Here is a 15,412-nt window from a genome sequence, read left to right on the forward strand (position 1 = left end):
AGGGAGATAAAACTCTAGGAAGGGTGGTACTATGCAAGAGATTTGGCAAAGGTATTTGCAATTAAAACGCTTTTTTAAGCTGTCTTGGTCACAGCAGAGTATGGAAGTGCTGAAAAACATGACCACCATTGATCCGCGTCTGGGGTCTCAAACGTTCAAGAAACTTTGGACTATTGAAAAAAAGCATTCTTCTTCTAAACAATTATTAAAACTGATTGTGAGTTTGCTTGATTTTCCAGAGTTAACGGGAGATATGGCACAGACTCGTCATCTCTTATCACTGATTTCTCCTAGTTTGGCTCCGGATGATTCTCTTTGGTGGGACATCGCAGAGCAAGTAGATAAGGCTTTTCCTGGAGATAGTTTGGCTCAAGAGGGGAAGTTAGCAAGGCAAGTGCATCAGCTGCGCTATCTTATCTCTTGTTACCAAGCAGAATATGTGCGCCAGCATTTTCGTCACGGAAAGATGACAGATGCTGAAAGTTTAGCCAAGTATTTAAGCCGTCGGGCGTATGATCTTACTGAATCAGCTCGTCTTCACAATAAAATCACAATACGGAATGGAAAACCACACTATCCAGATGGCAAGATGAGTTATAATATTAAAATCCTTCAACGCTTTCATACAGAGTTTATCTTGAATAGTTCGGGACGGTTTTTGAATGAAATTGATCCAGAAATCATGACGGAGGCTGGTGTGGTGAATGGTGCTAGTTTTAACTACGCCACTCAAAATAACCAGAGACACTGGGAGTTAGATGTTTTGCCAATCAGCAAACATGATCCAGATTTTCGGCATAAAGCAAGAAAAGCTTTTGTTGCGCCCTCATTGATTGCTTATCGACAGTGGAGAGGTTATTTTGCTAAACAAGGACGTCCTTGTTTTTATTGGGTTAACAAAGAATTAAAATCATTTTCAAAGATGCTAAAAAAGGTTTAGTTAACCATTGTTGAGTCAGAGAAAAAACAATAAAAGCAATCAGAAAAATTGTGAATGCCAAAGACTTTAACAAACCAGCTCTGCCATTTCCAAAAAGCGTTAAAAAATGCTATAATGAATGAAATAGGGCGCAAAGCGCTTACTTGGAAAGGAAACTTATGGCACTTACTGTAAAAATGTTGGTTGACAAAGTTAAATTGGAAGTGGTCTATGGGACGGATAAGCTTCTGCAAAAGGAAATTACCACATCAGACATTTCGCGTCCAGGTCTTGAAATGACGGGCTATTTTGACTATTATTCACCAGAGCGGTTACAATTACTGGGAATGAAAGAGTGGTCTTATTTGATGACCATGACCTCGCATAATCGTTATGCGGTCCTAAGTGAAATGTTTAAACCTGAGACACCAGCAGTCGTTGTGTCACGTAATCTGGAAATTCCAGAGGAGATGCTCCAAGCAGCAGAAGAAAAAGGAACTGCGGTTTTGCGTGGACGTATTCCAACCAGTAGCCTATCTGGTGAAATGTCTTGGTATATTCATTCTTGCTTAGCAGAAAGAACTAGTGTTCACGGTGTCTTAATGGATATCTATGGCATGGGTGTTCTGATTCAAGGTGATTCTGGTATTGGTAAAAGTGAAACTGGTCTTGAATTAGTGAAACGTGGTCATCGTTTGGTGGCTGATGACCGTGTGGATGTCTATGCCAAGGATGAAGAAACCTTGTGGGGCGAGCCAGCAGAGATTTTACGCCATCTTTTGGAAATTCGTGGTGTTGGTATCATTGATATTATGAGTCTTTATGGGGCGAGTGCGGTAAAAGCATCTTCACAAATTCAATTAGCCATTTATCTTGAAACCTATGAAACTGGTAAAGTATTTGATCGTCTAGGAAATGGCAATGAAGAGATTGAGTTTTCAGGTGTTAAAATCCCTCGTGTTCGTATCCCTGTTAAGACCGGCCGTAACGTATCGGTTGTGATCGAAGCTGCTGCAATGAATCATCGAGCTCGTTTAATGGGATATGATGCAACTAAGACCTTTGAGGCTCGCTTGTCGGAACTTATTAGTAAGAATGGAGCTGCTAATGATTGATCCAGTTGCTATAAAATTAGGTCCGATTACGATTCATTGGTACGCTTTGATTATTATGACAGGTGTAGCATTAGCGGTCTATCTTGCAAGTAAGGAAGGGCCACGAAAAAAAATCACAGCTGACGATGTTACTGATTTTATTCTAGTAGCCTTTCCATTAGCTATTTTAGGGGCGCGTTTATACTATGTGATTTTTGAATGGTCTTACTATAGTAAGCATCTCAATGAGATTTGGGCCATTTGGAATGGAGGTCTTGCGATTTATGGTGGTTTAATAACAGGTGCGATTGTTCTTTTTATATTCTCTTACTATCGTATGATTAAGCCGATTGATTTTCTAGACGTGGCAGCTCCAGGAGTCATGATTGCTCAAAGTATTGGGCGCTGGGGCAATTTTGTCAATCAGGAGGCCTATGGCAAAGCGGTGCAGCATTTAGATTATCTACCTAGCTTTATCAAAAAACAAATGTATATTGATGGAAGCTATCGAACCCCAACCTTTCTGTATGAAAGTCTTTGGAATTTGTTAGGATTTCTAATCATAATGGTGCTCCGCCGTCGTCCAAACTTTTTAAAACAAGGAGAAGTCACAGCTTTTTATCTCATTTGGTATGGATGCGGACGCTTTGTTATCGAAGGAATGAGAACAGATAGCTTGATGTTAATGGGCTTACGCGTGTCTCAATGGCTTAGTGCTATCCTGGTTGTTCTAGGAATTATTTTTGTGATTGTTCGTCGCCGTAAGGCGAGTATTCCCTATTATCAGATGAAATGAGGTGGCTTATGGATTTAGGTGGAATTGCTCTTTTAATTATTGCTATTGCAGTTGTTGTTTTGGTTGTCTTTTTGGTATTATTTATCAAAAAGTTAACTGAAACTGTTGAAGAAACCAAGCAAACAATCAAATTGCTAACAAGTGATGTGAATGTGACGCTTTATCAAACAAATGAAATTTTAGCGAAAGCAAATGTCTTAGTTGATGATATTAATGGTAAGGTGGCAACGGTTAATCCGCTCTTTACAGCGATTGCAGATTTGTCAATTAGCGTTTCTGATTTGAATGATCAAGCTCGAGCACTGTCTTCAAAAGCAAGTAGAGGGACAGCGGTAGTTGCTAATACAGGGAAGGCAGCATTTGCAGCTCGTATGGCATCAAAAATTTTCAATAAAAAAGGTAAAAAAACGGAGGTATAACTCATGGGGAAATTTCTAAAAAGCGTTATTTTAGGGGCAGCTTCTGGTGCTGCGGCAGCTTATTTTCTTGGGACAGAAAAAGGAAAAAAACTTATTTCTAAGGCTAAAGAAAGTTTTGAAGACTACAAGGCTAATCCCGAGGCTTATCATGAAGTAGCTAAAGAAAAAGTTGCAGAGTATAAAGATTTAGCGACTGAAACATTTACGGAATACAAAGGTAAATGGGAATCTGGTGAGTTTAGCGCTGAGAATATTGGACAAGCTGTGAAAGCAACTGTTGAACAAGTTAAAGAAAAAGTTAGTGAGACAGTTCAAACGGTATCAGAAGATGATATTATTATTGTCGAAGTGCCAGAAGAAGAAGTTGTCAAAGAAGATATTGTCATTAATATGACTGATGCACCAAGTGAAGTGTCAGAGTTCACAGAAGGTGAATTGTAAAAAGAAGCTAGATAAAAAGGTCAAAATATAGCAAAAGGCATAGCATCACGTTATCAAAAACGGTGACGCTATGCTTTTTTTATTAGAGGGCTAAGAGTTGATTTTTGAGTTTTTTCAAAATAAAAAACCAGCTTCTTGAGAAACTAGCGTTTAAGCATATCAATGAGAAAAGATAGGATAAATGTCATAACACTTCCCATAATCATACCAAGAGGAAAGGCAAGAATAGGAGAGACGTTGGCGGTTAATAGACTCAAACATGATAGTACAGTACAAATCGTAAATGAGACAATGTGACCTAAAAAGATCAAATCCTTGTATTTTGTCGCATTTGGATTAACGGCACGGTATTCTTGGAATTTTGGTTCTTGTTTTTCTGTAATAGAGACAACCTTATCGTATTCTTCATGATGCCTTAACGGTGCAACCATAGTAACTCCTTTCTATAAAATAGTAATCATATCATTTATTTGTACGGATTGCAGTATCATTATCATACCATAAAAAAGTATAATAATTTATTACAAAAAGATTACAAGTAGCAAGAAATCATTGATATTTACAGTATTTGTTATGTTTTTACAGTAAACTTTTGGAAATCCGTGGTGTTTTTATGAGGAGAGGTTTTACTGTTCTTATAAAAATTTCTAGGCAAATTTCTTGTTTTTTGTTAGAATATACGTTATGGAAAATATTATTATTACTGCAACAGCAGAAAGTTTGGAACAGGCACAAGCTCTTCTAGAGCTAGGTGTTGACCGAATTTATATAGGAGAAATGGCTTATGGGCTTCGTCTTCCTAAAAATCTTTCTTTAGCTGAAATGAGAAAAATAGCACAGCTTGTTCATGAGAAAGGTAAGGAAGTAACGGTAGCTGTTAATGCCTTAATGCACCAAGCCATGATGGATGCTCTTCCTGAATATTTGGATTTTCTTGAAGAAATTGGAGCTGATTATATTACCGTTGGAGATGCGGGAGTCTTTTACATTTGTAAACGTGATAACCGTCCATTTAAGACGATTTATGATGCGTCAACCATGGTAACTTCAAGTCGTCAAATCAACTTCTGGGGAAAAACTGCGGGTGCTTCTGAAGCTGTTTTAGCTCGTGAGATTCCGTCAGCAGAACTTTTTGTGATGGGAGAAAAATTAGAAATTCCAGGGGAAGTTCTTGTTTACGGCGCTAGCATTATTCACCATTCAAAACGTCCTCTTCTGCACAATTACTATAATTTCATTAAAACTAATGAAAGAGTCACTAAAGATCGGGACCTTTTCCTAGCAGAACCAGGCGATAAAGACTCTCACTATTCTGTTTATGAGGATAACCATGGGACTCATATTTTTGCCAATAATGATCTTGATATGATGACCAAACTATTAGAGCTTAATCAACATGGCTTCAATCATTGGAAGCTAGACGGTGTCTATTGTCCAGGTGATAATTTTGTCAAAATTGCCGAGTATTTTGTTAAAGCACGTGACTTGATTAAGGCTGGTGAGTTTTCTCAAGATCAAGCTTATGTTTTTGACGAGGCTATTCGTAAACTTCATCCAGAAAATCGAGGCCTCAGCACAGGTTTCTATGACTATGAGCCTGATCGCGTGAAATAAATTTTTGGAAAATTAGGTTCGAGATGCTTATTGTAGACTTCAAAAGGAGTTACTATAAGACCTATAAAATAACAATCTCACGATTTTTTACACTACCATCATTGAGTTACTATTTCAGGGGGTGGTAGTAGCAAAACTGTTAACATTTTGACACGAAGTCACTTTTTATCTTTGGGGTTCAAAAAGTGATACCAATTCTTATGAGAATTCGCTACTTGCAACGTTGTCAAATTTAAAAAACGTTTGAACTTTTATCTTGTAAATAGAAGGAAAATAATAAACATGTCACATTCTGTTAAACGTCGTCCCGAGGTGTTAGCTCCTGCGGGAACTTTGGAAAAATTAAAAGTCGCTGTTGATTACGGTGCGGATGCTGTTTTTGTTGGAGGGCAAGCCTACGGACTACGTAGCCGTGCAGGAAATTTCTCTATGGAAGAAATGCGTGAGGGGATTGACTATGCTCACGCGCGTGGTGCCAAAGTTTATGTCGCTGCCAACATGGTTACTCATGAAGGAAATGAAGAAGGTGCAGGAGCATGGTTCCGTGAACTTCGTGATATGGGACTTGACGCAGTTATTGTCTCTGATCCTGCCTTGATTGAAATCTGTGCTACTGAGTCACCAGGACTTGAAATTCATTTATCAACCCAAGCTTCAGCAACTAATGTTGAAACTTTCCATTTTTGGAAAGAGTATGGTTTGACTCGTGTCGTGTTGGCGCGTGAAGTATCCATGGAAGAATTGGCAGAAATTCGTCGCCGTACAGATCTTGAAATTGAAGCCTTTGTTCATGGAGCGATGTGTATTTCATACTCGGGACGCTGTACCCTTTCAAACCATATGTCTGATCGTGATGCTAACCGTGGTGGCTGTTCCCAATCTTGCCGCTGGAAATACGATCTTTACGATATGCCATTTGGCCAAGAGCGTAAAAGTATTGAAGGGGAAGTTCCAGAAGCCTTTTCAATGTCTGCGGTAGATATGTCGATGATTGACCATATTCCTGATATGATTGAAAACGGTGTTGATAGCCTTAAAATTGAAGGACGTATGAAATCTATTCACTATGTTTCAACCGTAGCAAACTGCTATAAGGCAGCTGTAGATGCTTATATGGAAAGTCCAGAAAAATTTGAAGCCATTAAACAAGATTTGGTTGATGAAATGTGGAAAGTGGCTCAGCGTGAACTAGCAACAGGTTTCTATTACAGCACACCAAGTGAAAATGAACAACTCTTTGGTGCCCGTCGTAAAATTCCGCAATACAAATTTGTTGGTGAAGTTGTGGCATATAACGCTGCTAATAAAATAGCAACTATTCGTCAGCGTAATGTTATTATGGAAGGTGACCGTGTTGAATTTTACGGTCCTGGATTCCGCCATTTTGAATGCTTTATTGAAGATTTGCATGATGATAAAGGAAATAAAATTGACCGCGCACCAAATCCGATGGAATTGTTGACTATCACGGTTCCACAACCAGTTAAAACAGGTGATATGATTCGTGCTTGTAAAGAAGGGCTAATTAACCTTTATCAAGAGGATGGGACATCAAAAACCGTTCGTGCTTAGTTTATAGTAAATCAAAAAACTGACTGAGAAATCAGTCAGTTTTGCTTTGAGCTTTGGTGATGTTTTTTGGAACGAGAGTGAGTTTTTGAAGGTGTTCCATAGCGATAATACTAGTCACATTGTTTGTTATATTTTTTAAAATAAGTTTATTGTTGCTAGGGTCGTATTTGATAACATGACCTGTAAAACTTTTGTCAAGATAAATGGCATGGAGAGCTCTTTTTTCTCTTTGAGCTTTTGAAATGAGTTGAACAAGTTGATTTTGTCGCAGATTAACGTTGGTGGGTTTAGGGCTGGGTTCGATAAATTCTTTTACTTGAAACAAGATTTTTTTAACAATATTTCCCATAGCAATTTCCTTTAAATATTGATACAATAATTATATCAAAAAATAATTTTTTTTTTGAAAAAAGAGTAATTATTTTTTTAGTTACGAATAGTAAAGTAGGAAGAGGTAATAGTATATATCTTATTTCCACAATAATAATTGAAAGGAATGTTTGGTTATTGATGAACCAAACAAGGATTATGTTTCTTCAATAGAAATATGATTTGATGGTATTTTAAAATGACAGAATTTACGTTTAAAATCGAAGAAAAACTTTTAGTATTGTCAACAGCTGAAAATGGTTGGACAAAGGAACTTAATCGTGTAAGTTTCAATGGTGCCGAAGCAAAATGGGACATTCGTACTTGGAATCCAGATCATACCAAGATGGGAAAAGGCATTACGCTAAATAATGAAGAATTTAAAACTATTTTGGATGCTTTCAGACGCTAAGATGGTCTTGCATTGACACGGATGACTTCTTGATGTCATTTAAATGGTGTGAGTCAGTTGAGTGAAGAAATAGGAGAGTCAATTGATCTGAGATTATTGAGGTAAAAGTTATCTAGCATTTTACTTTAAAAATAGTTTTGGCATGGTTGAAGCGGATTCTTGACACTAAAGAAGTGTCTAAGTATTACCCTTTAACTACCTATGATGTTAATTTATGGTTACTCTAAAAGTTAAAAATGTTCTAAATTTTTGGGTATCTGTATTATGATGAAAAAATGAAAAACCTTCAGACTTGTAATAGACTATCTTATTACAAGTCTGAAGGTTATTTTTGGGTTGGAATTGAAATTTCAATGAGACGTGATGTGTGAATCGTGCTAATCAAATCCATTCGACAAATCTTCTGGTCAATCTTTCGACGCATGAAAAAGTCTCTAATTTGCTCAATTTCCTTATCTTGAATAGCTCGGTGCTTATTGGTAATAAGAAGTTCGTAGTGACGTGGAGCTTGAGTAAAAATCACATCAGTATTTCCTGCCGAATAGACTTCTACTAAGGTCGCGTCGGTATTACGAAGTTGGTTAACTACCAGCTCAGCATGACTATTTGTCGTGTTAATCAATCTCATAAGCAACCTCCTGTTGGCTCTATTATAGCACTATTTTTCTGAAATAGTGTCTTTTTTCTGTCTTTTTTGCCATTCTTGGATACCCCACTTGTGGCTACCTCGTTTGAGCTTTTCAATGGCTTCTTTGATAGGGAACCAAGCAAAATTATTGAAGTCTTCAAGCGGTTTTCCCGCAACTTGAAAGGTTGTGACTTCATAAAGATAGGCGGGATTATAATAATAGGTATCACGGTGGCGGGAATAGAAATATTCATCTGCCTGACCATAGTAATAACCAATAGTCGCTGTAAAGCCGAGCTCCTCAATGAGTTCACGTTTAAGTGCTGACAGGTGATTTTCCCCAGATTCAATCTCACCGCCTGGTAAAAACCATGCTCCATTTGGCGCCTGCACAAGAATGATTTTTTCATGTGTTTCGTTTGGAATAATAGCATAGACACCGTAACGGTTTTGATAAGTGACACCTTCTAACCTGTCACCAAATGTTGGATTTGTCATCATCTTTACCTCAATTTTTCTTAGCATTATTATACCAAAAATACCTGACAAATGTCATATGATGTCATGACAAAATGGGCTAAAAAGCTCTGCTATTTTTCAGTAAAATAAAAGCATTAAAAGAAAGGACTATCACGATGATAAGACAAATGTGTTTTGCTCTTGTAATGATGATTTTAGGAACACTGGTTGAATATTATACCCATCATTTTTTTACGGATTATGGGAGTGTATTTTACAGCATGATTGGAGTATCTTGGGGATTATTCTTTAGCTTAGGTGTCTTAGTGAATGATAGTGGGAGAAAACATCATGATTAAGAGGAATGTAGTCAGGAAACTCTGTCAATTAGTGAAAAGCAAGTTGATTTTAGGAATCGTCATCGTTACAAGCACTGGCAATCTCATCAGTCTGATATTTAAGACATCTGGAGTAACCCCTTCTCAACCTCTGATCTGGAGAATGGGAACGATTTGGTTTGGACTCTTTTGACTCTATGGCTACGGCCTGTTATTGTCAGTCACGAAAAGAAAGGAAGTGATAAGGTATGACCAAGGTTATTGAAGTGACCAATCTTAATAAGACGATTAAAGGAAAATCTGTTTTGACAGATCTTCGTTTTACGCTTTATCAGGGAGACTGCGTGGCGCTGATCGGCCCAAATGGTGCTGGGAAAACAACGCTCATGTCTTGTTTGTTGGGGGATTATTGGACAAAGGCTGGTCAGGTGACGGTACTAGGTTTTGCTCCAACTGATAACATATTGAAAGAAAAGATTGCTGTTCTCTTTCAAGACAATGTCATTGAAAGCGATTTGAAGGTTAAGGAAATCCTTGCCTTTCAACGGGCGATTTATCCAAATCCCTTATCTGAGGCAGCTATTGATGATTTACTTGGTTTTAGTCCTGCTCAAAAAGAACAGTTTGCGGATAAATTGTCTGGCGGGCAAAGACGCTTGCTGTCCTTTGTCAAAATCTTAATTGGGCAACCAGACATCATTATTTTGGATGAGCCGACAGCTGGTATGGATACTAGCACTCGTAAACGTTTCTGGGAAATTGTTGGTGAGTTGAAAAAAGTTGGAAAGACAATCCTCTATTCGTCCCATTATATTGAAGAGGTGGAGCATACCGCTGAGCGGATTTTATTGTTGAATCAAGGGAAGTTGATTCGTGATACGACTCCTTATGACTTGCAGTGGGAGGATCAGGAAAAATGTTTTAGCTTTCCTGAGAGCTATTTAGCTAGCCTAACAAATTGTCCTTTTTATGATGTTGCTATCAAAGCAGGGCGGGCAATCGTGATGACCAAGGCACCAGAGCAAGTTTTACAAGCCTTACTGGAGGACAACTGCCCTGTTTCTGCCATTGAAATGACGAATAGAAGTTTACTAACAACCTTATTTATGAAAGCAGGTAATAACGATGACACGACTGACAGCTTTGCTTAAACGGGAGTGGCTTTTAGCCATCCGCTCTTGGAAGTCTCTGATAATGACCCTGGGAATGCCTGTTGGCTTCTTCCTTCTTTTTTCAGCGACCAATGATGTTTCAGACTTGCCGGTGGCTGTTCAAAATCACATTTTTAAACAGGTCTTAATGATGATGACCATCTCATCTGTTTTAAGCCTTGTGTTTTATAATCTACCCTATTTACTCCAAGAAGATCGGATGAGAAATCGGGTGAGAGCCATTCTGCACACGCCTGTGACTTATTGGGAATATTATCTAGTGAAAACCTTGCGACTACTCTTTTTCTTTGGAATTTCAATTAGTGTTGTGTTTACCGTAGGTTATGTGGTAAAGGATATTCAGATGTCGCTAGTTGAATGGGTGATGTCTGTTGTGCTTATTTTACTAGGGACATTTTTGATGTTACCGCTAGGTATTTTATTGGGGCAAATCAAGTCCAGTGAAACCTTGTCCCTCTTTTCAAATCTTTGCTACATGGGTTTGGCTATTTTAGGTGGTTTATGGTATCCGATGGAATCATTTCCAGCTTGGTTACAAAAAGTGACTAAACTGACCCCGACCCACCATTTTCTCAATCTCTTAGTGTCTTATTACGATAAAGACTTTTCTTGGCGCTCGCTTGCAATTCTTGCTGGTTATGGGATAATACTTTTAGGAATGATCGCCTTGATTAAGAAGAGACAGGATGTGTATTAAATGTTTTACCCTTTTCAGAAAAATTTTCTTCCTTACTATGTTGGATTAGTTTTTGTTAGCTTTCCTCTCTTGGGCTTGAAATACTTTGGCTATCCTATGTGGACATTACCGTTGACACTTCTATTTGTTGTGGCGTATATGGGACTCGTTCATCTAAAGCCAAGCTATCGCTTCTTAGAAGAAGTCTTCTGGCATTACCTTTTGTTTTATATTGTTTTGGTGACCTGCTTAGTGAACGGTAACATGATGTGGTTCCTTTTCTTTCCTTCTAATTTGTTGGTTTGGCGGTTTGAAAAAGGCTGGCGCTCCTATCGAGGATACTCTTTATTAACTGCTATTTTGATAGTTATTGGAGTTTTCATCAATTACTCTCCAACTATGACGGATAAGGTGGCCATTGGTTTAGTTATATTATTTATTTTAGGAATGACAACTTTTCAAATGCAGACCAGAGAGGAAGAAGAGTTAAAAGACCTTCTTTATCGCCAGAGCCAAGAAAACCAAGTCCTGGTTGCGGAAAATGAACGCAATCGAATTGGCCGTGATTTGCATGACACTTTGGGTCACACCTTTGCCATGATGAGCCTGAAAACGGAGCTGGCGCTCAAACAATTGGATAAGGAAAATATAGAAGCTGTGCGAAAAGAATTGGAAGAGATCAACCAGATTAGCCGCACGAGCATGCAGGAGGTGAGGACCCTTATCAATCATCTCAAATACCGTAGTTTGGAAGAAGAATTGCTCGCTTTACAAGAATTGCTGACCATGTCTCATATTGAGGTCAGCCTGGATAATCAATTAGAAGGGGAAGTTCTTCTCCCAAGGGTGTCATCTAGTTTAGTTATGATTTTAAGAGAATTGGTGACCAATATTATCAAACATGCTGAGGCTAGCCAGTGTCAGATTTGTTTAAAGCGTGAAAACGGTATTGTAGTGATGGTTTCTGATAATGGCAAAGGATTTTCAAATCTAACGGGAACAGAATTGCATTCTATTAGGGAACGTTTAACCTTAGTCTCTGGGGAGATGGAGATTGTCTCACCCAAAGCGCCTACCTTGATTCACATTCGTTTAGAAGAAGGAGTTAACGCATGAGAATACTATTAGCTGAAGACCAATCCATGCTCCGAGATGCGCTGTGCCAACTGTTACTTATGGAAGAAGATGTTGAAGCTGTTTTACCAGCCAAAGATGGAGCCGAAGCGCTAGTCATGTTACAAAAAGAAACTGTAGATGTGGCTATCCTTGATGTGGAGATGCCTGTGAAGTCTGGGCTTGATGTCCTTGAATGGATTAAGGCTAATGGTGCTACCAAGGTCATTATCGTGACGACCTTTAAACGGACGGGCTATTTCCAACGAGCAGTGAAAGCGGGTGTGGATGCTTATGTTCTAAAGGAGCGCTCTATTTCAGACCTAATGGAAACCATCCATAAGGTACTTGCGGGTGGCAAGGAATATTCGCCTGAACTTATGGAGACAATCGTTCAAGAAGAACAGCTGCTTAGTGCGCGTGAACGTGACGTCCTCAAACTACTGGCCAAGGGCTTGTCAAACAAAGAAATCGCTAGCCAGCTTTATCTCTCTGACGGCACGGTGAGAAACTATGTTACTTCACTAATGACAAAACTCGGTGCCAATAATCGCACCGAGGCTGTCCACATCGCAACGGAGAAGAATTGGTTGTGACTGTTTAGATACGATAAAAAACCGACTAAGGTCAGCTCTAGTTTAGAGGAGCCGAACCTTGGTCGGTTTTGTGTGTTAGAAAGAGCGAAAATAGCGCCCTTCATACAAGTTTCAATTAGTCTTCAATCACTGTTTCAGCGACTTCAACTTTTTTACCAGATTTAATGATAATATTACCATTTGAACTCATTACAGCTTTGAATTCTTTTTCAGTTGGGTTTTCTAGATAGAAGTCTGTGATGGCATCTTCGATGTGATCTTGGATGGTGCGACGAAGCGGACGTGCCCCCATCTTAGGATCGTAGCCAAGGTCAACCAGTTTTTCTTTGACCTTATCTGTGACAGAAAGGCTGAGACCGTTGTGACTGAGGCGTTCATTAACACTATCAAGCATGAGGTCAACGATAGAAAGGAGGTTTTCTTTGCTGAGGGCAGAGAATTCGATGATACCGTCAAAGCGATTCATGAACTCTGGGCTGAAGAAGTCTCCAAGTTGTCCAAGAACGGAATTGGTACGGCCTTCTCGAGCAGCACCAAAACCAACAGAAGCTTCGACTTTACCAGTACCAGCGTTTGAGGTCATGATGATAATGGTATCTTTGAAGCTCACAGTACGCCCTTGACCATCAGTGAGGCGACCATCATCAAGGACTTGTAAGAACATGTGCATGACATCTGGATGAGCCTTTTCAACTTCGTCAAGAAGGATCAGTGAATAAGGGTTACGGCGCACTTTTTCAGTGAGTTGTCCAGCTTCTTCATAGCCGACATATCCTGGAGGAGCTCCGACAAGTTTTGCAACGGCATGCTTTTCCATGTATTCAGACATATCAAAGCGAATCATGCTGTCTGCAGAGCCAAAGAGCTCAATTGCTAATTGCTTAGAAAGCTCTGTTTTACCAACCCCAGTTGGTCCGACAAAGAGGAAGCTACCGATTGGACGGTTTGGTGAACCGAGACCAACACGGTTACGACGAATAGCTTTGGCAATCTTATCAACGGCATCGTCTTGACCGATAACGTGTGATTTCAAATCACTAGCAAGATTGATGAGCTGGCTTTGTTCTTTCTCTTTCAAATCACCGACAGGGATATTGGTTTTTTGCTCAATAATAGCTTCAATGTGTTTTTCAGTGATGACTGGCATATCTTGATCGGTAATGGTTTGCTGCTGCATTTCCTTGTATTTAGCAATTTGATCACGGAAGTAGGCTGCTTTTTCAAAGTCTTCATCACGTGTTGCTTGAGCTTTGAGATTTTCAGCTTCCACAAGACGTTTGTCAATATCTTTAGGGTCAACAAAGTTGAGGGTTAAATTCATTTTTGAACCAGCTTCGTCCAAGAGATCAATTGCCTTATCAGGCAAGAAGCGGTCTTGAATGTAGCGGTTTGACAATTCAGCTGCGGCAACAATAGCGTCATCGGTATATTTGACGTGATGGTAGTCCTGATATTTTGGCTGAATACCACGCAAGATGGTAATGGTTTCTTCAACAGAAGGTTCATCAACTTTGACGGGTTGCATACGGCGCTCAAGCGCAGCATCTTTTTCGATGATACGGTATTCGTTAAGTGTTGTGGCACCAACCATTTGCAATTCCCCGCGAGCAAGGGCTGGTTTCAAGATGTTACCAGCGTCCATGTTGCCATCACCAGCAGAACCAGCACCAACGATTTCATGAATTTCATCAATAAAGAGGATGACATCCTTACGGTTTCTGATTTCCTCCATCAATTTTTGCATGCGTTCTTCAAATTGTCCACGGATACCAGTTCCTTGAACTAGACTAACGACATCAAGCCGAATAACTTGTTTACCTTGAAGTTTTTGTGGTACATTACCGTCCACGATTTTTTGAGCAAGGCCTTCTACAACGGCTGTTTTACCGACCCCTGGCTCACCGATAAGGACAGGGTTGTTTTTGGTACGACGATTTAGAATTTCAATTACACGGACAATTTCAGCATCGCGTCCGATAACGGGATCAATGTCCCCACGACGGGCGATGTCAGTCACGTTCACACCGAATTCTTCTAATAAGCCTTTTGGCTGCTGAGGTGCGTGTTGGTGTGCTCTTTGTGGGCGATTAGGATTCCCACCGCCATTACCTGCTCCGCCATTGCCACCAAAACGTCCAGATTGAGTTTTAGGTGCATTTGGAAGGTCAGGATTGAAGGCGCGGAAGTTATTGAGGTCACCAAAGAAATCTTCTAAGAAGGGGTTGAGCGAACCTCCGTGTAAGAACATGTCAGGCTCTCCAGAACCAGATTTCATGATTTGATAACAATGCTGGCAAAGGTCAACCTTTTTTTGTTGGCCATTAACATTAGTATAGAGATGAATGCTAGATTCATTAAGGTTGCAATTTTGACATAGCATAAATGAAGTACCAAGTTGAACAAATTTTGTTGAGTAAAACAAAAATGTTCACTTTCCTTTCGTTTGGAAATAGATAACCAAAACTTTGATTAAAGGTCAAATTTGGTCAATATTTATGATTTCATTATAACACTCTTGGCAGACATTGCAAGTAAAAAGCACGAAAAATTAGCAGTCTTTGGTAGAGAGTGCTAAAATAGAGAAGAAGGGTTGTTTTGTGATATCTTGTAAATAAAAAAGGAAACAAGAATATTTGGTAAACTCCTTGAATCATATAATCATATATTTCCCCGCGTTGTAAAATGAAGTGCAACAGAAAAGACATGTTCTTCTGATATACTAGAATTCCCCAACTCAGTATAGAAAGCAGATGAACATGTCCACTAACCATTCTACCAAAAAATCTCGTTATTC

17 protein-coding genes are annotated in these 15,412 nt (G+C 39.2%); 12 read left to right on the forward strand and 5 right to left on the reverse strand.

Going from position 1 to position 15,412, the window contains the following annotated elements:
* Positions 1–31: 31 nt before the first annotated feature.
* From GZ996_RS07970 to GZ996_RS07990, 5 genes are all read left to right on the forward strand, one after another.
* Positions 32–940, forward strand: coding sequence for a DUF3114 domain-containing protein (locus GZ996_RS07970; RefSeq protein WP_162011778.1), 909 nt, complete (start codon positions 32–34; stop codon positions 938–940).
* A gap of 158 nt (positions 941–1,098) precedes the next feature.
* Positions 1,099–2,034, forward strand: coding sequence for an HPr(Ser) kinase/phosphatase (gene hprK / locus GZ996_RS07975; RefSeq protein ID WP_156806943.1), 936 nt, complete (start codon positions 1,099–1,101; stop codon positions 2,032–2,034).
* On the forward strand, positions 2,027–2,809 hold the full coding sequence (lgt, locus tag GZ996_RS07980; RefSeq protein WP_156806945.1) for a prolipoprotein diacylglyceryl transferase: 783 nt from the start codon (positions 2,027–2,029) through the stop codon (positions 2,807–2,809). The genes hprK and lgt overlap by 8 nt, the downstream gene beginning before the upstream one ends.
* Positions 2,810–2,817: 8 nt before the next feature.
* On the forward strand, positions 2,818–3,228 hold the full coding sequence (locus GZ996_RS07985) for a DUF948 domain-containing protein (RefSeq protein WP_162011779.1): 411 nt from the start codon (positions 2,818–2,820) through the stop codon (positions 3,226–3,228).
* Between the two features lie 3 nt (positions 3,229–3,231).
* A complete protein-coding gene (locus GZ996_RS07990; protein WP_161979202.1) occupies positions 3,232–3,669 on the forward strand; it encodes a YtxH domain-containing protein in 438 nt (145 codons plus the stop codon).
* A 143-nt stretch (positions 3,670–3,812) separates the two neighbouring features.
* Here GZ996_RS07990 and GZ996_RS07995 read toward each other — a convergent pair whose 3' ends face one another.
* A complete protein-coding gene (locus tag GZ996_RS07995) occupies positions 3,813–4,100 on the reverse strand; it encodes a DUF3270 family protein (protein ID WP_156806951.1) in 288 nt (95 codons plus the stop codon).
* A gap of 253 nt (positions 4,101–4,353) precedes the next feature.
* On the opposite strand from GZ996_RS07995, the gene GZ996_RS08000 reads away from it, so the two are divergent.
* Positions 4,354–5,283: a peptidase U32 family protein gene (locus tag GZ996_RS08000; RefSeq protein ID WP_162011780.1), complete on the forward strand. Its 930-nt coding sequence runs from the start codon at positions 4,354–4,356 to the stop codon at positions 5,281–5,283.
* Positions 5,284–5,565: 282 nt separating this feature from the next.
* A complete protein-coding gene (locus tag GZ996_RS08005; RefSeq protein WP_162011781.1) occupies positions 5,566–6,855 on the forward strand; it encodes a peptidase U32 family protein in 1,290 nt (429 codons plus the stop codon).
* Between the two features lie 31 nt (positions 6,856–6,886).
* Here the strand turns inward: GZ996_RS08005 and GZ996_RS08010 are convergent, their stop codons facing one another.
* Positions 6,887–7,204, reverse strand: a complete 318-nt coding sequence (locus GZ996_RS08010; RefSeq protein WP_156806956.1) for a hypothetical protein — start codon at positions 7,202–7,204, stop codon at positions 6,887–6,889.
* 219 nt (positions 7,205–7,423) lie between these two features.
* Between GZ996_RS08010 and GZ996_RS08015 the strand changes: the two genes are divergently transcribed.
* Positions 7,424–7,636 carry a YdbC family protein gene (locus GZ996_RS08015; protein ID WP_156806958.1) on the forward strand — a complete coding sequence of 71 codons (213 nt, stop codon included), beginning with the start codon at positions 7,424–7,426 and terminating at the stop codon, positions 7,634–7,636.
* Positions 7,637–7,961: 325 nt separating this feature from the next.
* Here GZ996_RS08015 and GZ996_RS08020 read toward each other — a convergent pair whose 3' ends face one another.
* Both GZ996_RS08020 and GZ996_RS08025 read right to left on the reverse strand, forming a co-directional pair.
* Positions 7,962–8,264 (reverse strand): DUF1827 family protein, encoded by a 303-nt coding sequence (locus GZ996_RS08020; RefSeq protein WP_156806960.1) that lies wholly within the window; start codon positions 8,262–8,264, stop codon positions 7,962–7,964.
* Between the two features lie 30 nt (positions 8,265–8,294).
* Positions 8,295–8,762: an NUDIX hydrolase gene (locus GZ996_RS08025; RefSeq protein ID WP_162011782.1), complete on the reverse strand. Its 468-nt coding sequence runs from the start codon at positions 8,760–8,762 to the stop codon at positions 8,295–8,297.
* Between the two features lie 547 nt (positions 8,763–9,309).
* Here GZ996_RS08025 and GZ996_RS08030 point away from each other — a divergent pair.
* Genes GZ996_RS08030 through GZ996_RS08045 form a run of 4 tightly spaced genes read left to right on the forward strand, consistent with a single transcriptional unit; the run spans position 9,310 to position 12,618 of the window.
* The gene (locus tag GZ996_RS08030) at positions 9,310–10,212 is read left to right on the forward strand and encodes an ABC transporter ATP-binding protein (protein ID WP_162011783.1); all 903 of its coding nucleotides are present in this window, start codon (positions 9,310–9,312) and stop codon (positions 10,210–10,212) included.
* Complete coding sequence (locus tag GZ996_RS08035; RefSeq protein WP_156806966.1) at positions 10,187–10,930, forward strand: ABC transporter permease; 744 nt, start codon at positions 10,187–10,189, stop codon at positions 10,928–10,930. Before GZ996_RS08030 ends, GZ996_RS08035 begins: the two co-directional genes overlap by 26 nt.
* Positions 10,931–12,025 (forward strand): sensor histidine kinase, encoded by a 1,095-nt coding sequence (locus tag GZ996_RS08040; protein WP_162011784.1) that lies wholly within the window; start codon positions 10,931–10,933, stop codon positions 12,023–12,025.
* Positions 12,022–12,618 carry a response regulator transcription factor gene (locus GZ996_RS08045; RefSeq protein WP_156806970.1) on the forward strand — a complete coding sequence of 199 codons (597 nt, stop codon included), beginning with the start codon at positions 12,022–12,024 and terminating at the stop codon, positions 12,616–12,618. The genes GZ996_RS08040 and GZ996_RS08045 overlap by 4 nt, the downstream gene beginning before the upstream one ends.
* Positions 12,619–12,733: 115 nt before the next feature.
* Here the strand turns inward: GZ996_RS08045 and GZ996_RS08050 are convergent, their stop codons facing one another.
* Complete coding sequence (locus GZ996_RS08050) at positions 12,734–14,998, reverse strand: ATP-dependent Clp protease ATP-binding subunit (protein WP_156806984.1); 2,265 nt, start codon at positions 14,996–14,998, stop codon at positions 12,734–12,736.
* Positions 14,999–15,412: the final 414 nt, after the last annotated feature.

Origin of the sequence: Streptococcus sp. S784/96/1 (assembly GCF_902729355.1) — a bacterium.
GTDB classification, from domain to species: domain Bacteria; phylum Bacillota; class Bacilli; order Lactobacillales; family Streptococcaceae; genus Streptococcus; species Streptococcus caledonicus.